At 47.5% G+C, this 22,783-nt stretch carries 21 protein-coding genes; 10 read left to right on the top strand and 11 right to left on the bottom strand.

Annotated features, from left to right (window positions below):
• Positions 1 to 201 precede the first annotated feature (201 nt).
• From ESB13_RS21825 to ESB13_RS21800, 6 genes are all read left to right on the top strand, one after another.
• Positions 202 to 708, top strand: a complete 507-nt coding sequence (locus ESB13_RS21825; protein WP_129005858.1) for a pyridoxamine 5'-phosphate oxidase family protein — start codon at positions 202 to 204, stop codon at positions 706 to 708.
• 48 nt (positions 709 to 756) lie between these two features.
• Positions 757 to 1,632: a phosphatidate cytidylyltransferase gene (locus ESB13_RS21820; protein WP_129005855.1), complete on the top strand. Its 876-nt coding sequence runs from the start codon at positions 757 to 759 to the stop codon at positions 1,630 to 1,632.
• A 37-nt stretch (positions 1,633 to 1,669) separates the two neighbouring features.
• Positions 1,670 to 2,326, top strand: coding sequence for a phosphatidylserine decarboxylase family protein (locus ESB13_RS21815; protein ID WP_129005853.1), 657 nt, complete (start codon positions 1,670 to 1,672; stop codon positions 2,324 to 2,326).
• Between the two features lie 154 nt (positions 2,327 to 2,480).
• Entirely contained in the window at positions 2,481 to 2,885 is a 405-nt protein-coding gene (locus tag ESB13_RS21810; protein ID WP_129005851.1) for a hypothetical protein, read from the top strand.
• 49 nt (positions 2,886 to 2,934) lie between these two features.
• Positions 2,935 to 3,528, top strand: a complete 594-nt coding sequence (locus ESB13_RS21805; protein WP_129005848.1) for a penicillin-binding protein activator LpoB — start codon at positions 2,935 to 2,937, stop codon at positions 3,526 to 3,528.
• A gap of 18 nt (positions 3,529 to 3,546) precedes the next feature.
• The gene (locus ESB13_RS21800) at positions 3,547 to 4,911 is read left to right on the top strand and encodes a COG3014 family protein (protein ID WP_246022654.1); all 1,365 of its coding nucleotides are present in this window, start codon (positions 3,547 to 3,549) and stop codon (positions 4,909 to 4,911) included.
• Between the two features lie 7 nt (positions 4,912 to 4,918).
• On the opposite strand, the gene ESB13_RS21795 is transcribed toward ESB13_RS21800, so the two are convergent.
• Both ESB13_RS21795 and ESB13_RS21790 read right to left on the bottom strand, forming a co-directional pair.
• Positions 4,919 to 5,341, bottom strand: coding sequence for a hypothetical protein (locus ESB13_RS21795; protein WP_129005847.1), 423 nt, complete (start codon positions 5,339 to 5,341; stop codon positions 4,919 to 4,921).
• A 271-nt stretch (positions 5,342 to 5,612) separates the two neighbouring features.
• Positions 5,613 to 6,212 carry a pseudouridine synthase gene (locus tag ESB13_RS21790; RefSeq protein WP_129005845.1) on the bottom strand — a complete coding sequence of 200 codons (600 nt, stop codon included), beginning with the start codon at positions 6,210 to 6,212 and terminating at the stop codon, positions 5,613 to 5,615.
• Positions 6,213 to 6,635: 423 nt separating this feature from the next.
• On the opposite strand from ESB13_RS21790, the gene ESB13_RS21785 reads away from it, so the two are divergent.
• Positions 6,636 to 7,583, top strand: a complete 948-nt coding sequence (locus ESB13_RS21785) for a UDP-3-O-(3-hydroxymyristoyl)glucosamine N-acyltransferase (RefSeq protein WP_129005843.1) — start codon at positions 6,636 to 6,638, stop codon at positions 7,581 to 7,583.
• On the opposite strand, the gene ESB13_RS21780 is transcribed toward ESB13_RS21785, so the two are convergent.
• Complete coding sequence (locus tag ESB13_RS21780; RefSeq protein WP_129005841.1) at positions 7,578 to 8,552, bottom strand: NAD-dependent epimerase/dehydratase family protein; 975 nt, start codon at positions 8,550 to 8,552, stop codon at positions 7,578 to 7,580. The two genes, ESB13_RS21785 and ESB13_RS21780, sit on opposite strands and share 6 nt — an antisense overlap.
• Positions 8,553 to 8,576: 24 nt before the next feature.
• Positions 8,577 to 9,428: a 3-hydroxyacyl-CoA dehydrogenase family protein gene (locus ESB13_RS21775; protein WP_246022653.1), complete on the bottom strand. Its 852-nt coding sequence runs from the start codon at positions 9,426 to 9,428 to the stop codon at positions 8,577 to 8,579.
• Between the two features lie 104 nt (positions 9,429 to 9,532).
• On the opposite strand from ESB13_RS21775, the gene ESB13_RS24135 reads away from it, so the two are divergent.
• On the top strand, positions 9,533 to 12,040 hold the full coding sequence (locus ESB13_RS24135; RefSeq protein ID WP_246022652.1) for a MerR family transcriptional regulator: 2,508 nt from the start codon (positions 9,533 to 9,535) through the stop codon (positions 12,038 to 12,040).
• 99 nt (positions 12,041 to 12,139) lie between these two features.
• Here the strand turns inward: ESB13_RS24135 and ESB13_RS21765 are convergent, their stop codons facing one another.
• The 5 genes from ESB13_RS21765 to rsfS all read right to left on the bottom strand — a co-directional run bounded on the left by ESB13_RS21765 (position 12,140) and on the right by rsfS (position 17,341).
• Positions 12,140 to 13,246: a mechanosensitive ion channel family protein gene (locus ESB13_RS21765; RefSeq protein ID WP_129005837.1), complete on the bottom strand. Its 1,107-nt coding sequence runs from the start codon at positions 13,244 to 13,246 to the stop codon at positions 12,140 to 12,142.
• A gap of 11 nt (positions 13,247 to 13,257) precedes the next feature.
• The gene (locus tag ESB13_RS21760) at positions 13,258 to 14,022 is read right to left on the bottom strand and encodes a UDP-2,3-diacylglucosamine diphosphatase (protein ID WP_129005835.1); all 765 of its coding nucleotides are present in this window, start codon (positions 14,020 to 14,022) and stop codon (positions 13,258 to 13,260) included.
• A gap of 90 nt (positions 14,023 to 14,112) precedes the next feature.
• On the bottom strand, positions 14,113 to 14,766 hold the full coding sequence (locus ESB13_RS21755) for a LutC/YkgG family protein (protein ID WP_129005833.1): 654 nt from the start codon (positions 14,764 to 14,766) through the stop codon (positions 14,113 to 14,115).
• Positions 14,767 to 14,768: 2 nt separating this feature from the next.
• Complete coding sequence (gene ftsH / locus ESB13_RS21750) at positions 14,769 to 16,808, bottom strand: ATP-dependent zinc metalloprotease FtsH (protein ID WP_246022651.1); 2,040 nt, start codon at positions 16,806 to 16,808, stop codon at positions 14,769 to 14,771.
• Between the two features lie 128 nt (positions 16,809 to 16,936).
• Positions 16,937 to 17,341, bottom strand: a complete 405-nt coding sequence (gene rsfS, locus ESB13_RS21745) for a ribosome silencing factor (protein ID WP_129005830.1) — start codon at positions 17,339 to 17,341, stop codon at positions 16,937 to 16,939.
• 20 nt (positions 17,342 to 17,361) lie between these two features.
• On the opposite strand from rsfS, the gene ESB13_RS21740 reads away from it, so the two are divergent.
• Positions 17,362 to 18,162, top strand: coding sequence for a biotin--[acetyl-CoA-carboxylase] ligase (locus ESB13_RS21740; protein WP_129005828.1), 801 nt, complete (start codon positions 17,362 to 17,364; stop codon positions 18,160 to 18,162).
• A gap of 319 nt (positions 18,163 to 18,481) precedes the next feature.
• On the opposite strand, the gene bcp is transcribed toward ESB13_RS21740, so the two are convergent.
• Complete coding sequence (gene bcp / locus ESB13_RS21735) at positions 18,482 to 18,937, bottom strand: thioredoxin-dependent thiol peroxidase (RefSeq protein WP_129005826.1); 456 nt, start codon at positions 18,935 to 18,937, stop codon at positions 18,482 to 18,484.
• Positions 18,938 to 19,105: 168 nt separating this feature from the next.
• Complete coding sequence (locus tag ESB13_RS24230; RefSeq protein ID WP_129005824.1) at positions 19,106 to 20,872, bottom strand: peptidoglycan DD-metalloendopeptidase family protein; 1,767 nt, start codon at positions 20,870 to 20,872, stop codon at positions 19,106 to 19,108.
• A gap of 159 nt (positions 20,873 to 21,031) precedes the next feature.
• On the opposite strand from ESB13_RS24230, the gene carB reads away from it, so the two are divergent.
• Positions 21,032 to 22,678: a carbamoyl-phosphate synthase large subunit gene (carB, locus tag ESB13_RS21725; protein WP_129005822.1), complete on the top strand. Its 1,647-nt coding sequence runs from the start codon at positions 21,032 to 21,034 to the stop codon at positions 22,676 to 22,678.
• The last annotated feature ends 105 nt before the right edge of the window (positions 22,679 to 22,783 follow it).

Raw genomic sequence — 22,783 nt, 5'->3', positions numbered from 1 at the left:
GAATGGCACGGTATTTTAATGTTCTATAGTTAGAAAATGAACGGTGATTTCCTGGGTTTTGCATTGTTTTATTCCCCGCCTCTAAGAAAGCGGGTTAAATAAAAAGGAATAAGCGTTCAAACAGAAGGTGTGTCCCATAAGGGGTACACCTTTCTTATGGAAATCAACGGATCGTATTTTTTCATCTTTAATCTTTCACCTATGAGCGACGTAAAAGATCTTTCGAACCAAGAGGCTATCGATAAAATCAAGGAACTGGCGAAGGCCGCAGATATTTGTTTGTTTACTACGGCGTTAACCGAATTGCCGCTTATGTCGAGGCCGATGAGTGTCAGCGAAGTGGATGACAGCGGTAATCTCTGGTTTATGAGCCGCAAGGGCAGTGATAAAAATGAAGATATCGCGGCTGACGACCGTGTGCAGCTTTTCTTTTCCAATAAGGGAAGTTATGAATTCCTGAGTATCTATGGACGCGCGGTAATTGTTGAGGATACGCAAAAAGCAAAGGAACTATGGACGCCCATTGCCAAAACCTGGTTTAATGAAGGGCCTGAAGATCCGGAGCTGACATTGATACGCGTGCACCCGGAAGACGCCTATTACTGGGATACGAAGCACAACAAAGCTGTTACCTTGCTGAGTTACCTGGCCGGCGCTATCACCGGTAAGGAAATGAATAATGGGGTTGAAGGCAAAATAACTGTTTAATTCAGTAAAAAATTCGTACTTCGTGTTGTATAAAACAGCACAAGCTACATGGCTTTCAACTCCCAGGTTTTTAAAACAAGAGCATTAACGGCAGTGATCTTCGCTGCTGTTATGCTGGCAGGTCTGTTGGTAAATCAATGGACCTTTTTCGTTTTGTTTAGTGTGATACATGCCGGCTGCTGGCTGGAATACCAGAAGCTGGTGGGTGAAATAGATCCCGAATACCAGCAGCTGAATGTGCTGCATAAGTATGGGGTGATTATCCTCGGCTGGGGTTTTATGATGTGGATGACGGGTAGCCTTTATCATATAGGCGACTTCCATTTGAATGAAACGGGCTGGTGGATCTTCCTGGGTTGTTTTATTGCTGTGCCTGTTTCCGAGATCCTGTTTTCAAGGCAATTCAATTTCAAACAACTGGGGTACTCGCTGCTGGGGTTCGTATATATTTCTTTGAGCTGGGGACTGATGATGGAATTGCGCAGTCAGTTCACTTATGCCGGCGCCGGTGAATTTGTTGACCTGGGATGGGTTTATCCTGTTGTACTTATCGCCTCTATCTGGATCAATGATACGATGGCTTATATCGTAGGTTCTTTTATAGGGAAAACTCCTTTTTCACCTATTTCTCCCAAGAAAACCTGGGAGGGCACTGCAGGCGGCGCTATCCTGGCTGTGGTTGCTGTTACTTTAGGCGGCTATTATTTATGCGGGTTAAAAGATATAGGGGCCCTGATCGGCATCTCCACTATAGGCGCCGTATTTGGAACTATTGGAGACCTGCTGGAGAGTAAACTGAAAAGGATGGCCGGCGTAAAAGACAGCGGCAGTATTATGCCCGGGCACGGCGGTTTCCTGGACAGGTTCGATTCCCTGTTACTTGCTACTCCTTTTGCATGGCTGTTTCTCCGGTTTTTTATCTAGCGGCGGTTGCTATATCTTTGGCGCTTAAATTCTAATCATGACCATTCACAGAGAAGGATATAAATCTATAGGCATCGGCGCCCTCATCTTCGGTGTCATAAACGTGATATCCTTTACTTTCTTAAGCGGTATCATTCCCTGGCTGGCCGCTGTCATCTTTTTTGTAACGCTTTTCGTTTTTCTTTTCCTGGTTTCTTTCTTCCGCATTCCTAAACGGGGATTGACCATTGACGATAATAAGATCATTTGTCCCGCCGACGGTAAGGTGGTGGTGATAGAAGAGATCACGGATGTGGAGTACTTTAAAGATAAACGCATTCAGGTGAGCATTTTTATGAGTCCTGCCAATGTGCATGTGAATCGTAATGCCATTACCGGAACTGTAAAATACAGCCAGTATCATCCCGGCAAGTACCTGGTGGCATGGCATCCAAAATCTTCTACTGAAAACGAAAGGCATAGTGTTGTACTCGAGAATGCCAAAGGAACCATACTGGTTAAACAGATTGCCGGAGCGCTTGCAAAGCGGATCTGCAACTACCTTAGTCCTGGTCAGCCTGTTCAACAGGGTGAGGAAATGGGCTTTATCAAGTTTGGCAGCCGTGTAGATGTATTATTGCCTGTAGGCACCAAGGTTGATGTTGTTTTAAACCAGGTGGTGAAGGGTGGTGTTACTGTTTTAGCTACCTGGTAATCCTGCTGAAGGACAGCTTCTTACATTCTAAATACCGCTTGTCCTAATTTTCGTGGCATTAACAATCTATTGCAGGAACAGGACTTAATTTTGTACTGTATTATTTGTAATTTGTAAGGGTGGGAGACCTTCTTTCAGAATTAAAAAATAAGCAATGAAACAGTTAATGATACTTTTGGTGGCTGTTGTTGCAGTTACCGCAGTGCGGGCGCAGGTTCATACGGCGCTGGCGCCCGATCAAAACCCGCAGTATATGCAAAGCCAGCAGAAATATATGGGGATCAAAGATTCCCTGCTTGCCGGCTCCAATACAACCATACAGGATACTTACAAGGCGTATGATTTTTACCAGGCGCGCCTGGAGCGTCGTGCGCAACGCAGGGCCAACCGGTACGAGGTGCGCAGGCTGATGGCCGAGAACAGCTGGTATGCCCCCGGTTATTATAACAATGGTTATAACTACGGCGGTGGATACAGCCCGTTCTTTAACAACTATTATGGTTCCGGTTTCTTTCCGCGTGTAGGTTTCCGTACCGGTAACTGGTGGTTCAACTGGTAGTATTTATTGGCCGATGGTTTAACTGAATAAAAAGCTCCAAACAAATAACATGAATAAACGTTTCGTTGTTGCTGCCTGCCTTATGGCGGTTGTTGGCAGCACAGCCCTTTCTTCCTGCTCACGTAAGGTGACCAGGCTTGATCCTTCTGAAACAGTAGATGTAAGTGGTAGTTGGAACAATACCGACAGCCGCATGGTTGCCGATGAAATGATTGCAGACATATCAACGCGTCCGTGGCTGGCGGAGCACCAGGGGAAAACAGGTAAAAAGCCCGTTGTTATTGTTGGCATGGTAACGAACAAAAGCCATGAGCATATAGAAGCGGAAACTTTCATGAAAGACCTGGAGCGTTCTTTTATCAACACCGGCAAAGTATCGCTGGTGCAGAGCGGCAAAAAGCGTGAAGAATTACGTGCGGAACGTGCCGACCAGCAGACCAACGCTTCGGCTTCCACGATGAAGAAGTTTGGATTGGAATCAGGCGCCGATTATATCCTGCAGGGATCTATCAACTCTATTGTTGACGCGTATAAGCGTAAGAAAACGGTGCAATACCAGGTAAGCCTGGAGTTAACCAACCTTCAGACCAATGAAGTTGTGTGGATCGGCGACAAGAAGATCGCCAAATACGTAAAAAACTAATTTAAAGCCTTCAGGTATATGTTTAAGAACAGGCAGGCATGGATAGCTTGGCTATTGATGCCTGTTTTTTTTTCCTGCGCCACTTACCACGAAAGGGTTCAATCTTATTACGATGGATTGCGGGCTAATAATTACCAGCAGGCGAACCGTGTGCTGGTACGTAACAAGCTGATCCAGGCCAGGCGTAACAGGTTGCTGTTCTATCTTGAAAGAGGGTCTGTTGCGCACCTGCTGCACCAGTACGATACCAGTAATTACTATTTCAATCTTGCAGACCAGTTCATGGAAGCTCCCGGCAGCGCATGGGATATTGCTGTTGGCACTATCACCAATCCCATGATGCAAACTTACCGGGGCGAAGACTTTGAACGGTTTATGGTGCATTATTACAAAGCGCTGAATTACCTGTACCTGCATAAGCCGGAAGATGCTATTGTTGAGGCGCGGCGTATTACGCTTACCAACAATGCCCAGAAGGATAAGTTCAACGACAAGAGCAGCCGTTATAGCCAGGATGCTTTTTCCCTGATCATGCAGGGGTTGCTTTACGAGTCGCAAAAGGATATCAACAACGCATTTATTTCTTACCGTAATGCTGCCGATCTGTACCTGCGTCAGCCCGATCATTCGTATTATGGAGTGCCTATACCTGAGCAGCTTGAATTTGATCTGTTGCGTACAGCAGCCATGATGGGTTTTACCGACCAGGTGACTTACTATGAAAAGCAGTTTAATCTGCGTTATAAGCCCGAACCAGCGCTTGCAGGCGGTGAGCTGATCGTTTTCGTGGAAAATGGTTTAGCGCCTTATAAAAAGGAGGATAATTACTTTTTTACGCTTATAAAGAATGAGGCGGGTTTTTTCTTTACCGATAATAATAACCTGCGTCTTCCTGTCGACTTTTCGGTAGGGATCGATGCTACCAATCTTTCTGTCAAGGATATTGGTTTGTTCCGCCTGGCGCTGCCATCGTATGTTATTCGTCCGTTGGGAAATTCGCAGTTTGAGACAAGTGTGGAGGGGAATGTTTTGAATGGCCAGAAGATCCAGGACATCAATTATGTGGCTAAGAATGTATTAAGTGAGCGTACCCTGAAAGAGATGTCGCTGGCATTGAGCCGTCTTCTTTTAAAGAAGCTGGCAGAGAAGCAGGTAAAAGATAAAAATGACGCAGCAGGGTCGGTGCTCGAGATCGTAAACTTTCTTACTGAAAAGGCGGATACCCGTAACTGGCAGTCGTTACCCGCGAATATTTATTACCTGCGGATCCCTTTAAAAACGGGACAGCAGCAGGTGAAGCTCACCAGTGGTGGGAACCTCATTACTACCATCGATGTAGTGGGTAATGGCGGTATGCAGTTTTATAATTATCGCAAAATGTAAGTACCGGTTACAAGGCTACCGGTTGTTGCTGTGGCAACAGGTATTTGAAAATACTCCAGCGTTTCAGGAAAGCGTATTTGTTTTGCTTTTCTTCTTCTCCATGAACTTCAGAGTGGTGTACTTTAAAATAGGCCAGGTTACCGGTTCCGTTCATCTGTACCAGTATGCTGCCATACAGGCGCACGTGGTAAGGGATGCCTTTCTGATAAAAGTGCAGTTCAGCTGCAAACTGTTGTGTGTCTGAAGCTGTGACAGGTAAACGATTGGTGCAGAACACCAGGTTTCCATCGGGATCAATTTCAAAATGATGAAGTAAGCTTACAGGTAGTCTGTGATCGGCTTCGTCATATACATATAACATAGCCTGTTGTAGTTCAGTTATTTTGGTTCTGTAGTCAAACGCGTGAACTGTTTTACTATGAGTTTCCATACGGTACGATTTATATGAAAAGAGTGCTTTTTGCCACGGCTGCTTTGATGTAATATAAGACAAAAATCGTGCACTTTCTTCTAATATGAAATGTATATATGTGTAACAGCTTCTTTCTGTTTAAACGGATTTTTGGAGTAAAAAACAAAGGGAACTTTAGCGCAAATTCGGGGTACGCGTTCCTCAATATTGATTGTAATGACAGTTAGCGGATGACAGATTGGGGTGTTTGGATGGTGAATGGGGAATTGATTGCGGATGATGAATTGTTTCAGGAGTGCGGGCGATCGCCGAAGAGTTTTTTATAGATACTGTTTTGGGAGAGGCTGATGATTTCGCCGGGTTGCATGGAGCCGAGTGTAATGTTTTCGATGCGATAGCGGATGAGGCGAAGTGTTGGGAAGCCAATGGCGGCAGTCATGCGGCGTACCTGGCGGTTCTTTCCTTCTTTTAATACAAGGCTGATCCAGGGTGCGGGTATTTCTTTACGGACGCGGATGGGTGGAACACGCGGCGGCACTTCGGGGGCGGGATCTAAAAGAGCAGCTTTACAGGGAAGCGTATGGTAAGGTTTGCCATCGAGTTGAATGGCGGTGCCTTGCCGGAGTTGTTGTAATGCGTGTTCATTTATATCGCCATCGACCTGAACCCAGTATTCACGTTCATGGAGGAAAGAAGGATGCAGCAAACGATGGTTTAAACGCGTGTCGTTTGTAAGCAGCAGCAAACCTTCGCTATCGTAATCCAATCTTCCTACAGGATACACATCCTTTGGTACGTTGAAGAAATGTTTGAGTGTATGCTTTTCGCCCTCGGCTGAAAACTGAGAAAGGACGAGATAAGGTTTGTAGATGATGAAGTACTTGAGCATAAAATAAAAAGTCCCGCAGAAGCGGGACCTATTATATGGATGGGTTAGTAAGTAAGGGAAAATAAATTCCCGACACAATATTAAAAATAGTTTTTTCTAACGCAAAAAAAAATCACAGGAATTTTATTCACAATTTTTTGGAACCCTGTGAATTACGATGGCTGAAAGGCCCTGCTTTAAAGGGATAGCTCACGTACCCAAGTGTTGTTACTGCAGAGGCGCCGGGAAATGACAATCGCTGAAACTATTGATATAGCTGCATTACAGCGATTGTGTGTTGTAATACATCTATGCTTTTTTAAAGGAACAGGCTGTTGCCGGCGGGTATAAAAAAGGTTATTCAGGCAAGTTGTTTTTGCCAGATTAAATTTTCCGGAAGCAGCATGCCTATTACTACCTTTGGCGTCTAAATAGGACTTGTTTATGAAATTTCCGGCTTCTGTAAGTGTACAGCAAATAGCGGCAATCATTGGAGCAACCGTTGTGGGAGATGCTTCAGCCCAGGCAAATGGCATTAATGAAATTCACCAGGTGGAAGAAGGCGACCTGGTTTTTGTTGATCATCCAAAGTATTATGATACCTGTTTAAAGAGCAAGGCTTCGCATATCATCATCAATACCGACAAGGTTGAAGTACCTGCTGGTAAAACGTTATTGGTGACGGATCAGCCTTTTGAAGCCTATCTTAAGATCGTGAACCATTTTCGTCCTTTTGTTGCTGCAACGGAGCCGGTGAGCGATACATTGGTAAAGGGGGAGCATACGATTGTGATGCCTAATGTGTTCATTGGAAAGCATGTTACCATAGGCAGCAACTGTGTGATCTATCCTAATGTGACGCTTATGGATTACACGGAGATCGGTGATAATGTAGTGATACAGGCGGGTACCGTTATAGGCAGCGATGCGTTTTACTATAACACCAAAAAGGACAGGGAAGTGTGGTATAAGCGGATGCAAAGCTGTGGTAACGTGGTGATAGAAGACAATGTTGAGATTGGCGCAGGCTGTACCATAGACAGGGGCGTTACTGCTTCTACGAGGATTGGCAAGGGCACCAAAATGGATAATATGGTACATATTGGTCATGATACGCAGGTGGGTAAAAACTGTTTATTTGCTGCGCAGGTAGGTATTGCCGGGGCTACCGTTATAGAGGATGGAGTGGTATTATGGGGCCAGGTAGGTGTAAGTAAAACGCTTACTATCGGTAAAAATGCGGTGGTGCTGGCGCAGAGTGGTGTGCCTTCTTCACTTGAAGGCGGCAAAACTTATTTCGGATACCCTGCAGAAGATGCCAGCGTGAAGCGCCGCGAACTGGTATGGGTAAAACGCATTCCTGAGATCTGGGAGAAGCTGAAGAGCTTATAAGTTATACTTCTGCTGCAGTTCGTGGCAGATATTGGTAACGGACTGCTGTAACGGTGTATACCGGAACTGCGGCAGGTAGCTGAGCAGTTTACTGTTATCGAAATATACCCTGGCCTGCGCTGTGTGTGCTGTTTCTTTGGTTAATAAGGGCGCTTTACCTGTGATAAGTCCCTTAACAGCTTCAAGACGCCATACCAGCGCAGCCATAAACGGGGTTACTTTTTTATGCGGTGGTTTTTTGCCGAAGCAGCGGGCCATGTTGCTGAAGAGTTCTCTATAGCTGCTATTTTCGGCACAGAGGATGAAGCGTTGTCCTGCTATATCGCTTTCCATGAGGCTGATCATTGCCTTTACCACGTCGGCAACATCTACGAATCCTGAAACGCCTTCGGTATACCAGGGAAATTCTTTATAGGCGGATTTAAAGAGTCCTGCGGAGCCTTTGTTCCAGTCGCCTGCGCCGAGTATGATCACCGGGTTTACGATAACGGCCTGTAAGCCTTCTGCTATACCGCGCCATACTTCCATTTCGGCGAGATATTTACTTCTGCCGTATTCGCTGTTACTGGATTCGGGCGTCCAGTGCATTGTTTCGTTGATGGTTTGTTCCTTGCGCATTCTTCCAAGCGCGCCTACTGAACTCACGTATACCAGTTTCCGGATGCCGGCCTGTATGCAGGCGTTCACGACATTTGCGGTACCGTTGATATTGGTTTTATAGAGGATGTTTTTATTGGAGGGGTGAAAAGAAACAACGGCGGCGCAGTGGTATACATCGGTGATGTTTTCCATGGCGGGTTCGAGGGTTAAGATATCGAGGATATCGGCCTTTACCCATTCGATCTTGTCTGCTCCCTTAAAGGTTGGAATTTCAGACCGGTATATCGCTCTTATTTTCTGCTGCTGCTGCACCAGGGCTTGCGCCAGGTGCTGACCTACGAGTCCTGTTGCGCCCGTTATCAGTATCATAGTTTGTTCCCTGTTGGTTGATGATCAGTTGTACTCATAAAACCCCTTCCCTGTCTTACGGCCCAGATTTCCTTCACTGACTTTCTGTTGTTGCAGTGCAGAAGGCTTTAGCCTGGGAGGTTGTCCTAATGCCTCCCATACAATATTACTCACGGCAAAGTTAACATCCATTCCTATCAGGTCCATTAATTTAAAGGGGCCCATTTTAAAACCTGTTGCTTCGAGGAGGCGATCGGCCTGGGCGGGATGGGTGAAGCCCTGTTCGGCGAGGCGTAATGCTTCGAGGTAGTAGGGACGTGCTACGCGGTTTACGATAAAGCCGGGTGCATCTTTACATACTACCGTGGTTTTACCCATTGCCTTTGCCAGTTCCCGGAGCTGTGTTATGGTTTGCTGGCTGGTGGCATTTCCTTTTACAATTTCCACCAGTTTCATCACCGGGGCGGGATTGAAGAAATGCAGGCCTGCTACTCTTTCCGGGTGAGGAATGCCTGCGGCAAGACTGGAGATGGAGATGGACGATGTATTGGAGGCAAGGATCGTTGACGGTGAATTGATGGCTGCGAGCTGTGTGAAGAGGGTAGTTTTTATTTCCATTTTTTCTACGATCGCTTCAATGATCACATCGGCGCGGCAGGACTGTATGTCGCTTGTAAAGTGGAGCCTGGAAAGGGTTCCGGCTTTTTCATCGCTGCTTATTTTTCCTTTTGTGACAAGGGTATCGAGACTTGCAATGATCTGTTGCCTGCTTTTTTCAAGCATAGGTTCCGACACATCGAACTGGATGGTGGTGAAGCCTGCCTGTGCAGAAAGCTGGGCTATACCACTGCCCATTGTACCGGCGCCGCATACACAAATTACTGTGGATTGCCTCATTGACATACTTTTTACAAACATACGTCGTTCATAAGATACTTACATCTTATCCACTAACCGCCATAAACTTCGTTTGCAGGATAAATGATTATTATTTTTACACCATGCGACAGTTAGATTTATTTGGGTTTGATTCGGAGCCGCAGCCGGTTGCGCCAGCACAGAAGAAAAAAGCTGTGACGGTTGTTCCTGCGCCGGAACCGGTTACAGCCAGTGCGCCTGACAGCAACACACTTGTTTTTGCCGATGATAAAATAGGAATTAAGATAAAGCTGAAACGCGAGGTTTCGGTTGTGGGTGATACTACTCCCTCTGCTCCTGTTCCTGTTCCCAAAATGGGAGATGTTGAACCAGATCTGGAAAATGAAAATGCTGCTGGTTTGTTACAGCAGTTGACCATAGAGGATGCCATCAGGGAAATCAGCAATGAAGAGAATGAGGTTGGAGACGAGGTTGCTGCGGCAACAGCGCCTGTGGTGGATGAAGCGCCTGTGATGCGTGAAGCGGCTGCGGCACCTGTTGCTGAGGCCGTGGTGAATGAAGCAGCGATAGCACCTGTTGCTGAGGCTATGGTGAGTGAAGTAGCTGCGGCACCTGTTGCTGAGGCCGTGGTGAATGAAGTGGCTGTAGCACCTGTTGCTGAGAGTGGTTTGGTTGATGAAGATGGCTTGACGGATGCGCGTGATCAGGAGGTGGCGGATGGTGTTGTCAGAGTGGAAGAGCCGGAGTTTATAGCATATGCTGAGGCATCGGATGAAGCTTTGGCTGGCGGGCATGTAAGTGTTGATCATATCAATGCTGCTACAGAGGGATATGTGGGTGAAAATGTTGAATTAGCTGCCGCTATTGAAGAAGCGGATGTGGATATTGATCCGGCTTTGACTACAGGGGAGGATCATCCAGTTGAAGATATTATTGTTGCTGACAGTGTTCATGAGGCAGCTGTGGTTGAAGAGGAGATTAAGTTAATTGAGGCGCCTGCTGCTGTTGAAGAAGCTGTTTCAAATGCTGAAGATATATTAGCTGAAGAAGCTATTCATGCTGGCGCAGTGGTACCGGAAGATGCATTGGAGCAAACGCCGGAAGATATAAGAACTGAAGAAGTGCCAGCTACTGATGCTATAGCCGGCATTGATACTGCTGTTATAGCGGATGAAGGTATAAAAGAGGTGAAACCTGTAGTGCTTACAAGGCCTTTCCTTGCTAAACCTGCTATTATCGAGATCAGCAGTGATGCGCCGGAAGAAGCTCCTGTAACAGAGCAGGAACCGGACGGTGTTGCTGTTGAAGCGGCTGCTGTAGCGGAGGAACCAGGCGATGTTGCTGTTAAAGCGGCTGCTGTAACGGAGGACCCTGTTGATGTTGCTGTTGAGGCGGCTGCTGTAGCGGAGGAACCGGACGGTGTTGCTGTTGAAGCTGCTGCTGTAGCGGAGGAACCAGGCGATGTTGCTGTTGAAGCGGCTGCTGTAGCGGAGGACCCGGTTGATGTTGCTGTTGACGCGGCGGGTGTAGCTGAGCAGGAACCGGATTATAAGGCAGAAGATGCTCCTGTTCTAACGGAGTTGCGTGCTGACGCTGTAGAAGAAGTGTCTGCGGCTTTGCCGGATGTGACGGATTCTGTGGAGAATGAATCAACCTTAGTAATGCCGGAGCCGGGTAGTGCTATTGCTGCGGAAGGAGATATTGCGCTGCAGGACGAAGTTGTTATAGCAGGCGAAGAGGCTGTTTCTGCCGGGGCAAATGTAATTGCCGGTGAAGATACTGCTGTCGGGGAAACTGCCGGTGAGGATACTGCTGTTGGGAAAACTGCCAGTGAGGATACTGCTGTTAGGAAAACTTCTATTGAGAATACTGCCGCTAAGTATGCTGCTGTTGAGTATACTTCTGTTGAGTATACTTCTGTTGAGAATACTGCTGTTGGGAATACTGCCGCTAAGGATACTTCTGTTGAGAATACTGCTGTTGAGAATACTGCCGCTAAGTATACTGCTGTTGAGAATACTTCTGCTGAGGTATTAACGCAAGAAACGGTTTTGCAGGAAGCACCTGTTGCTGCTCCTTCTGCGGAGGCGGTGGCTGCGAAAGAGATGAAAGCAGCTGATCCGGCGCCTGAATCGTTGTCGGATATTGTAGAGGAGGTTGCTGCCAGGCAACAACAGCCTGCTAAAATAAAAGCACCTAAACTACAGGCGTCGAAAGAACCTGTTGCTCCCAAGAAAAGAGGGCGCAAATCGTTTAAAGAAATTGATGCAGAGTCGGATCTTATCCAGCTGCCCGATGATGAGGCTTTGTTTGAAAAGCAATATTATCCTATCAGCGTTGTTGCGGGATGGTTCAATGTAAATGCTTCGCTGCTTCGGTTCTGGGAAAATGAGTTCGATATTCTTAAGCCAAGGAAGAACCGCAAAGGTGATCGCCTGTTCCGCCCGGAAGATGTTAAAAACCTGCAGGTGATCTATTACCTGTTGCGTCAGCGCAAGTTTACCATAGAAGGGGCAAAAGAGTATCTTAAAACGAATAAAAAGAAGGCAGATACCAATACACAGCTTATTCAGTCGCTCAACAAACTAAGGGGCTTCCTGCTGGAGTTTAAGGCGAATATACATGCCTGATAGCCTGTTTTACAGGCAGGATGCGGCAGTGTTATACCAATAGCGCCGGCTGTGCGGCATGCAGCAGCTTAAAAGAGCAAGCCATGTATATTACGTTTATCAGGAAGCCTGGGCGTTGGCCTGGTGAATGACGACATCGGTATTGGCTGCGGCAAGGCCTACATTCATTTCTACCAGCAGGGATATTATCGACAGGTTTATTTCCTGGCGCAAGGCGTTGAACTCGTCGTTGGACTGTGTCATGGCGGTGAAGTAGTCGACGGTTATAACATGCGCGTTCTTACCTGTGTCGCTGATGAATACAGCTTTACTTAATACGGCGGATTCCTGGTCCAGTCTTTTCTGAATGGCCGTTACTACCATTCTCAAATCATTTACCGTTGCGGATAGTCCTATTTCAAGACGCAGTTCTACTTTTCGCTGGCTGCGCAGGCTTATATTGTCGAGGATGGTGTCCACCATTTGTTTGTTGGGCACGGTGATGTAGGTCTTTTGATCGGTACGGATGCGGGTGCTGCGCAGTCCTATCCTTTCTACTGCGCCGGTGAAGCCATTTACTTTTACCGTATCGCCCATGGTGAAGGGCTTATCGAAGAAGATGATAAAGGATGCGATCAGGTTTTCGAGGCTTTCTTTTGTTGCCAGAGCTATAGCGGCGCCTACCAGGCTGAGGCCGGTAAGCAGGTTGCTGACATTATAGCTAAAAGAGAAATGTAATACCAGCATTCCTCCGATAAGGATGAGGATTACTTTCAGGAAGTCTTTAAAGAAAACGATCAGTTGGTTATTGGAAGCTTCCTGGCTGGCGGAAGCTTTTTCTTCGAGGATGAGTGCAAAGAACATTACCAGTCTTATGCAAAGGCGGATAAAGACAATAATAAGGATGGCGTTGGCAACGGCATCGAGGATGGTGTGCGTTGTTACGCGGTAGATCTTAAAGTCGAATAACGCGGGCAGGGTTAGTTTATCCAGCGCGATAACGATCATGAACAGTGCGAGAAACCATTCGAGCGGGCTTATGATAAGCTCCATGAATGATTGTTTATGAAAGGTTCTGCCTGCTTTTGAGAAGATCCTGAAAAGCAGGTAGGCCAGGTATTTAGAGACAAACCTTTTCACCATTAAGGCAATGAGGATGGTGATGCCTACTGACAGATAGGTTTGAATGGTATTATCGAAAACGACTTTTTGCAATATGGACTGCATAATCGAACAGATTACGGATGAGTGGTGGCAGTTGTAAGGTGTACGTTTGTGCCATCGAAATAAGCATAGGTAAAGTTAGTGATCCAGTCTCCTAAATTTACGTAACGACTGTTATTGTTCAGCGGGAAGTTGAGCGGATAATGCCTGTGGCCGAAAATAAAGAAGTCGTAGTGATGGGTTTTAAGCACTTCGCGGGAATAGATGATGAGCCATTCGTTGTCTTCGCCAAGGAAGTGTTCATCGGAGGTGCCTGTTTTGGCCCTGCTTTTACGGCTGAAGTAGTTGGCGAGGCCAATACCCCAATCGGGGTGAAGTATTCCGAAGAGCCATTGGCAAAAGCGGTTGCGGAATACTTTTTTCAGGAATTTATAGCCATGGTCGCCGGGGCCGAGGCCATCGCCGTGGCCGATGTAAAATGTTTTGCCATTCCATTCGAACACCCTTGGATCGGCATAGACGGGGATGTTGAGTTCTTTCTGAAGATAACCGCTCATCCACATATCGTGGTTGCCGAGGAAGAAGTGAACAGGGATGCCGCTGTCGGTGATCTCGGCCAGTTTGCCGAGGATGCGTACATACCCTTTCGGAATCACGGTTTTATATTCGTACCAGAAGTCGAACATGTCTCCTACAATAAAGATCTCCTGGGCATCGTGGCGGATGGATTCCAGGAAGGCCACCAGTCTTTTTTCTCTTTCCAGGCTGCGTTCGTAATCGGGAACGCCCAGGTGAAAATCGGAAAGGAAATAAATCTTTTTATTCGGAGCCAGTTTCATTCTTGTCTTTCGCTAATCAATTAAATCGTTCAAAATTAGTGTCTTTCGTTGATTATCCGGATTTGTTGTACCGGGGTGCTGCTTAGCGGGTCAGCTATTGTTGTTTGCCGGTTGTTCTACCAGGAAGCAGAAGACCTCTTTGGGGCCGTGGACGCCTACGACGAGTGTTTTTTCGATGTCGGCGGTACGGCTGGGGCCTGTTGCCAGTGTGAGGAACGAAGGCAGCTGATCGTATTTTTCCTTTACGAGCTGCAGGGCATCTTTGATGTCGTATACCAGCTGACTGGTATAGGCGATACAAATATGCACGGGGGCATATACGCTGGTGGTTCTGCCGCTTTGTTGTCCGCTGCTGAGCAGGATGCTTCCGGTGCGTGCTATGAGGGCTTCACAGCCGGTGATGGAGGCGTCGCAGTTGCGCAGGCTTGTGGCATCGAGGGGTTGTTTGATGCCGTGTTCCGTTAAACTGTTCTTCAATTCCGTTTCGTTGGAATAGAGGTGTTTCCAGCCCCTGTTGGCGATGAGCAGCTGCAGTTGCTGCACCATTTCTTCCATGCTTTCGCAGAACGAAAAGCGGCCTTGCAGCGTCGTAAAGTTTTCGGCAAAGGAGAGTTCCAGCTCCTGTTCTGAGGGTTGGAATACGCTATCGGTTCCTTCACTACCCGGAAAAGGAACAGGCACCGGGTGAGTCAGTGCCTGTCTTATTTTCTTTAAAATAGTCTCTTTTGAAGGAGATATTTTCATGATTAATCTTCTGGTTTTTCTTCTACAGGAAGTTTGTTCAATCCGCCATCATAGGGAGGAACGCCTTCGCTGATGCTGCCGGGTTCTGCATGGTGGTGTGGATTTTCAGGATCTATATCCAGCGGCTTCTTGTCTTCGAAAGGACGTTTGCCGATGAGTGATTCCACATCGCTCTGGAACAATACTTCTTTGGTGAGTAATTGTTTCGCAAGTATTTCTACCTGTGTTTTCTTTGCTTCCAGGAGTGCGATGGTGCGAACATATGCCTGATCGATGAGCTTGCGCACTTCATCGTCGATGAGTTTGCCTGTTTCTTCGCTGTAAGGTTTGGTAAACATATTTTCCTGTGAAGGATCGTAATAGCTTACGTTACCTACTTTATCGTTCATACCGTACACGGTTACCATGGAGTAAGCCATTTTGGTGATCTGCTGCAGGTCGTTGGAAGCGCCTGTAGAGATCTTGCCGAAGAAGATGGATTCTGCGGCACGGCCACCCAATGTCATACAAATCTGGTCCATCAGCTGATCGGTATTGTACAGGTATTGTTCTTTTGGTGTGTATTGTGCGTATCCGAGTGCAGCGGTACCCCTTGGAACGATGGTTACTTTCAGCAGCGGGTAGGCGTGCTCGAGGTACCATCCGCAGATGGCGTGACCTGCTTCGTGGTAGGCGATCACTTCTTTTTCTTCGGGGAGGATGATCTTGTTTTTCTTTTCAAGGCCACCGATCACCCTGTCGATCGCATCCTGGAAGTCGCTCATTTCTACAGCGTCTTTGCCTTTACGGGCGGCGATGAGTGCGGCTTCGTTACAAACGTTGGCGATATCGGCGCCGGCGAAGCCAGGCGTTTGTTCTGCCAGTTTGAAGATATCGAGCTTCTGGGAGATCTTGATAGGTTTAAGATGCACTTTGAATATTGCTTCACGTCCTTTTACATCGGGGCGATCGATGCTGATCTGCCTGTCGAAGCGGCCGGGGCGTAACAATGCGGTATCGAGCACATCGGGGCGGTTGGTAGCTGCGAGGATGATGATACCGCTATCGGTACCGAAGCCATCCATTTCAACGAGCAGCTGGTTCAGCGTGTTTTCACGTTCGTCGTTGCTCATGATGGCGTTACGTCCGCGTGCACGGCCGATGGCGTCGATCTCATCGATGAAGATAACGCAGGGTGCTTTTTCCCTTGCCTGTTTAAAGAGGTCGCGAACGCGGCTGGCGCCCACACCTACGAACAGTTCAACGAAATCGGAGCCGCTCATGCTGAAGAAAGGCACCTGGGCTTCGCCTGCCATCGCTTTCGCGAGTAAGGTTTTACCTGTACCAGGAGGGCCTACGAGCAGTGCGCCTTTAGGAATTTTACCTCCGAGAGCGGTATATTTCTTCGGATTTTTAAGGAAGTCAACGATTTCCATTACCTCCTGTTTGGCTTCGTCGAGGCCTGCCACGTCGGAGAAAGTGATATTTACGCGCGTACCTTTTTCGAACAAGGTAGCTTTTGATTTACCGATATTAAAGATGCCTCCTGGTCCGCCGCCGCCGCCGGGGCCGCCCATTTTACGCATCATGAGGATCCAGATACCTGCGAACAGCAGGATCATGAGAAGGGTATTGAAGAAAGGGCCGTACCAATCGGGGTCTTTCTTTACGTCGATATTAAGATCCGGCAGACCCTGGGTTTTAACGTAGTTAGTAATCCTTTCCCTGAAGGCTTTGAGGTCTTCGACACGGAATTCGAAGAGTGGTCCTTTTGTGTTTTCGAGTTTGCCGCGTTTTACTTTATCGGCGTAGTAAGGTTTTGATAAACTGTCGTTTTTAATGTAAACTCTTACCACCTGGTCGGTCATCACCAGGTCAATTTTACTAACATCCCCTTTCGCCAGCATTTTCAGCTTGAACTCCTGCTCGTCTATAGGGGCGGTACTTGTTGGGCCGAGGTGCATGAGATTATAGCCTACAAGTGCGATGGCTATAATTGCATATATCCAGTAGATGCTGAATTTCGGTCCACGTTTCTGCCCTTTGTCATCCCCCTTGTCCATGTTATAGCCAGGTTTTATTTTTTTTTCATCTTGTGCCATACGATCGTTGCTTCAACAAATTGTATTAAAAGTTTAAATACCGGTACTGCTCCTTATCCTATATGTATAAAAATAAAGCACATTGCTTATTAATCCGCGTGTTCCATCACATTTGCGTCGCTCCACATTTCTTCGAGTCTGTAAAACTTGCGGGTATCGGGCAGCATCACATGAATGACGATGTTCACGTAATCGATGATGACCCATTGTAATGCCTGATAGCCCTCGTGTTTATAGGGGGCTTCACCGATCTCGTCTTTAACGGTGGTTTCAACAGAATCACTGATGGCTTTTACTTGTGTAGTGCTGGTAGCTTCACAAATAATAAAGAAATCCGCTACCGATTCAGGTATTTTTCTCAGATCCAGCGAAACGATATTTTCCGCCTTTTTGGCTTGTATGGCCTTTATGATGGTCTTGAAAAGTTTAGAGTTCCTGGTAAGGTTAGATACATTGCTTTTGGGGCGTGTAGCTAAAACGGATAATGGTGCCAATAATTAAACAAGTTTAAATAATGAATAATTGTAGTTTCGCCTCGTCAAAAATAGTCAATCTTTTGCCTGGAAAGCCATTCAACTACATAATTGGGGAACCTTTTACAGAATTCGCCAGTGTCGATAGCACCAACAACTATGCCATGGCCTTTGTTCAAAATGGAGGCGGAAGACACGGAATGACCTGGTTTGCGCACGAGCAAACGGCGGGAAAAGGGCAGCGTGGTAAAGCGTGGCATATGCGGCGGAGTGAAAACATTATGCTTTCAACCCTGCTAAACACAAGCTGGATGCCGCTTTCAGCCCAATTTTCACTTAGTGTGGCGGTATCGCTGGGCATCTATGATTTCTTTGCTGCTCATGCCGGTGAGGAAACGAAAATAAAATGGCCGAACGACCTGTATTGGCGTGACAGAAAGGCAGTTGGACTGCTTATAGAGAACGTTATAAAAGGCAATATTTGGCAGTGGGCTGTGGCAGGGATGGGCATTAACATTAACCAGGTGGTTTTTGATAGCCTGCAGAACGCGGTTTCGCTGAAACAGATCACGGGAAAGACCTACCCGGTAATAGAGATGGCCAAAACACTTTGTGCCTGTTTAGACAAGCGTTACAAACAGCTTTGTGAGCCGCGGCAAGACCTGGTTTTGCTGGAGGAGTACAATGCTGTGCTCTTCCGGAGAAAGGAAAGAACGCGGTTGAAGAAAGGAAGCCAGGTGTTTGAATGTGTCATAGATCATGTTGACAAGCTGGGGCATTTGCATGTACAGCATCCTGTGTTTGAATCGTTCGTACATGGAGAGGTGCAGTGGGTACTGTGATGCCGGTGTTTGCGGGCGCGTTATGGCGCTTGGGTGAGGATTGGTTTAAGGCGGCTTGTAAACGGCTTTAAGACGGGTATATAAAGCGTACAATCTGGTAGCTGAGCCAGATAGCGGGAACCTGATTTTGCTAAAGGCTTTGCTAAAGGAGAACCTGTTTTGCTAAAGATAAATAATGCTTTTGCTAAAAAAAAGGACGATTTTGGAAGAGGTGCCTTAAAGCATGGAGAAAGCTTCTTTAAAGCTTCTCAGGAGCTTCTTTAAAAAAGTCCGTTTTTTTAGCAAATTTAGCAAACGCCGTTACAGTTCCGGGTGTTGTTTAGTTTTCTTCCAATACCTGCTGTGCCTGGTTTTTGGTATCGGGCTTTGTGATGATCCTGGAGATGTTTCCTTCTTCATTTACCAGGAAGGTGGTGCGGTGCGTGCCCATATGTGTTTTGCCCATGAACTTCTTTTCACCCCATACGCCGTAGGCTTCCACGATCTTTTTGTCTTCGTCGGCCACCAGTGGGAAGGGCAGGCTGTATTTTTCTTCAAACTTCTTGTGGCTTTTTACGCTGTCGACGCTGATGCCTATTACGGCGTAACCTTGTTGCTGTAATGCGGTGTGGTTATCGCGCAGGTTGCAGGCCTGGGCGGTGCAGCCGGGGGTATCGTCTTTGGGATAGAAATAGAGGACTACTTTTTTCCCTTTAAAGTCGTGCAGCGAAATGGTGTTGCCATTTTGATCAACGCCGGTAAAGTCCGGTGCTTTGCTTCCTTCTTTTAGTTCCATTGTTTATGCTTTTGGTTACTTTATAGTTTGTTTACGGTATTGTATCACCGGTGTTTTTTTGTTCTGGAATTGCTGCGCCAATCTGCCAATTGTTTTATGGTCCGGGAAATCAGTTCCGGAGATTGATGCGTGTGCAATTAGTACAGGGTTGGCGTTTTGTTCTTGCCATTATCTTCTCTTTTTGCCGGCCGTTTTTTTCGCCGCCGGTTTTACTGCTTTTACGGGCAGGCGGGTAAAACGCAATTCCTGTACCGTTCTGTTGCCGGCGATGTCCTGTACCGATATTGTCAGGGTGTGTTCGCCTTCGGGGCAATGTTCATCGAACTGGTAGAGGTAATCCTGGGTGCTGTGCGTAAAGAGCAGCCATTTTCCATCGAGCTGAGCGCTGAAGTAGCGGACGCTGCCGAGATTATCGGAGCAGCGGATGCGTAAGGTGGATTGATTGGGAAAGGCTTTACCGCTTTGCCAGCCTATGGTTTTTATGACCGGCGGGATGGTGTCGGCAAGCAGCTGTACTTTCCCGAGGTTTCTGAAACTGGCTTTGTACCAGCCTTCCGGGGTTTTATCTGCTTTTTTTACCATACCGTAGCGGTTGTTTTGCAGCTGCATCACAAGCCTGTCGGCATATGCGGCCATGTTATTGTCTTTGAGCGCCAGTTGTACGGTGTAGTTGTCATGAACGGGTACGGTTGGCTGGTGTAACTGGGCGGTGACGGAGGCTGCGGGCCAGGGTGCGGGGCCTGTTTCGCCGAGTACAAAGGGAACCATATCGTAGAAGGCGTTGGCGCCGAATGTTGCTTTTACCGATGTGCTGCCAACAGTATTGGGCTGGTTGGGCGGAAGGGCAATACTGTTCATGGTAAAGAACAGGTTGTTTTGCAGGCTGGCGTCGTAACGGGCGCGGAACTGGATCACGGAGGCGTTGCCTGCCACGTCTTTTATGAGGATGCGGATAGTATGAATGAGCGTGTCGTTGAGGCGGATAACACCTCTATCGGCGTCGGCGGTATAAACGGAAAGTTTATTCCCGGGCAGCTGGCTCAGGTGCTGGATGGTAGGGCCGGTGCTGCTGTAGGTTTTATAATCGATGCTGCCGTTGAGATAGCGCGTATCGGTATAAGAGAAGTTGTTGAGCTGGAAATAACAGCGCAGGCTGTCGTCGACCCATATTCCTGCTTCATAAACGCCGAAGAGGAAGGGGGAGTTATTGGTTTTGTCTTCGGCCCTGATGCCAAAGCTTACGAGGGGGCTTCCCAGGCGAACAAGGCTGTCGGTGGTACGGTAGCCGCTGGCGAGCCTGGTAACCGGTATGCGCCTGGGCGATGCCTGGTAGGTGCTATAGCGGCGATCGTACCAGTACAGGCCTTGCAGGTAGGGGGCGATATTGTCGGGGACGCCTAAGTCGAACAGCAGGGGGTTGAGGTTATAGCCTGTTCTGCTGTCGCGGATCTCGAAGTGGAGGTGCGGGCCTCCCGAGGCGCCGGTGTTGCCGCTGCGGGCGATGAACTGGCCTTTTTTTACCGGGAACTGGTGGGGCGACAGGGAGAAGTCCTGTTCCCATTGTTCGTCGTGGTACTGTTTGGCTTTCAGAAACTGCTCGAGGGTATCGTAGAAGCTGTTGAGGTGTCCGTAAACGGTGACATAACCGGCGGGGTGCTGGATGTAGATGGCTTTTCCGTATCCGCCCTGTTCAATGGATACGCGGCTGATATAGCCTTCGGCTGCTGCGTAAACGGGGAGGTTCTCTTTTTGCTGGGTACGGATATCGAGGCCCATGTGGAAGTGATCTTTACGCACTTCGCCAAAGTTGGCGCTGAGCTGGAGGGGGATGCCCAGGGGATTGCGGAAATAGCCTTTGGGGTAGGCTTCCGGGCGGTTGGGCTGGGCGAAAACAACACTACAGGGTAAGAGCAATAAAATGAGCAGGTTACGCATGAATCACAATTTATTCTGTTAACCCGCAAAATAACGGGCGACATATCGTTCCGAAAACTTAGTTTTGCGCAATTTATCGTGCCGGTACGGGGTGAAATCCAGACCGGTTTTAAAATAAACCGAGCTTTTTTAAAATTAATCGCATTAGCAGCAAGTACCATGCCCAGAGACAATTCCATCAAATCAGTTTTAATTATCGGTTCAGGACCCATTGTTATCGGACAAGCCTGTGAGTTCGACTACTCCGGCACCCAGGCAGCGCGGAGCCTTAGAGAAGAAGGCATTAAAGTGATCCTGATCAATAGTAACCCGGCTACTATTATGACCGATCCCATGATGGCTGACAGGGTATATCTGTTGCCTCTTACCGTGGAAAGCATTGAACAGATACTGGAAGAAAACCAGATTGACGCGGTATTACCTACTATGGGTGGTCAAACTGCCCTTAACCTGGCCAAAGAGGCTGAGGAGCTGGGTGTATGGGAAAAATACAATGTTCGCCTGATTGGGGTGGATATTAAAGCCATCGATAAGGCCGAAGACCGGGAGAAATTCCGTCAGTGGATGATTCAGCTGGGTGTGCCTGTGGCGCCTGCCAAAACGGCCAACAGTTTTCTCGAGGGTAAAGAGTTTGCCCAGGAAATTGGTTTCCCATTGGTGATCCGCCCTTCTTTCACGCTTGGCGGTACCGGTGGTGGTTTTGTGCATAGCAAAGAATTTTTAGATGAAGCGCTGAACCGCGGTTTATCTGCTTCACCCATTCACGAGGTACTTGTTGAAAAAGCGGTACTGGGATGGAAGGAGTTTGAGCTGGAATTATTACGTGACTCTGCCGATAACGTGGTGATCATTTGTACCGTAGAGAACTTTGACCCTATGGGGGTTCATACCGGTGATTCCATCACTGTGGCTCCTGCGATGACGTTGAGCGATACTGCGTTTCAACTGATGCGTAATACCGCTATCATGATGATGCGCGACCTCGGTAACTTTGCCGGTGGTTGTAACGTTCAGTTCTCCCTGAATCCTGAAACGGAGGAGCTGATCGCTATTGAGATCAACCCCAGGGTGAGCCGTTCTTCTGCGCTTGCTTCGAAGGCTACCGGGTATCCTATTGCCAAAATAGCTGCCAAACTGGCTATTGGTTATAACCTGGATGAACTGAAGAACCAGATCACCCAAACCACTTCGGCCTATTTTGAGCCGGCATTGGACTACGTGATCGTGAAAATACCCCGCTGGAACTTCGACAAGTTCAAGGGGGCAAATGATACGCTTGGATTACAGATGAAGAGCGTAGGTGAGGTAATGTCTATCGGCCGTAGTTTTACCGAGGCTATCCAGAAGGCTTGTATCAGTCTTGAGAATGATGCCATTGGTTTAGGTTACTATGGTAAGAGCCTGATGAAGACCGATGAGCTGGTAGAATATATCAAGACGCCGAAATGGGATCGTATTTTCCGTATCAAGGATGCGCTCATGCAGGGTGTAACGGTAAAAACCATTGTTCAGGCTACGCATATCGACCGTTGGTTCATTTACCAGATCCAGCAGATCTGCGATATCGAGAAAGAGATTGCGCATCATACGCTGGAAAGCTTACCGGAGGCATTGCTGAAAGACGCCAAGAAAAATGGTTTCAGCGATGCGCAGATCGCCAAGCTGCTGAAGACAGATTGCTCCGACGACCAGGTGTATGAGAAGCGCAAGGCGCTGGGTATTACCAGGGTTTATAAAATGGTGGATACCTGCAGTGCGGAATTTGAGGCCAAGACGCCTTATTTCTACAGCAGCTTCGAGAACTAAGGTTAGCAGTAAAATAATACAGCAGGTTGTATCTACCGTATAAAACCGGGATACAACCTGTTTTTTTTGGTTATCTACCCTACTTGTCCTTTCTGATCTCCCGGT

Source organism: Filimonas effusa (genome assembly GCF_004118675.1).
Classification (GTDB): domain Bacteria; phylum Bacteroidota; class Bacteroidia; order Chitinophagales; family Chitinophagaceae; genus Filimonas; species Filimonas effusa.
Note: the sequence above shows the minus strand (reverse complement) of the source record. Positions and strands in the feature narration are given on the sequence as shown.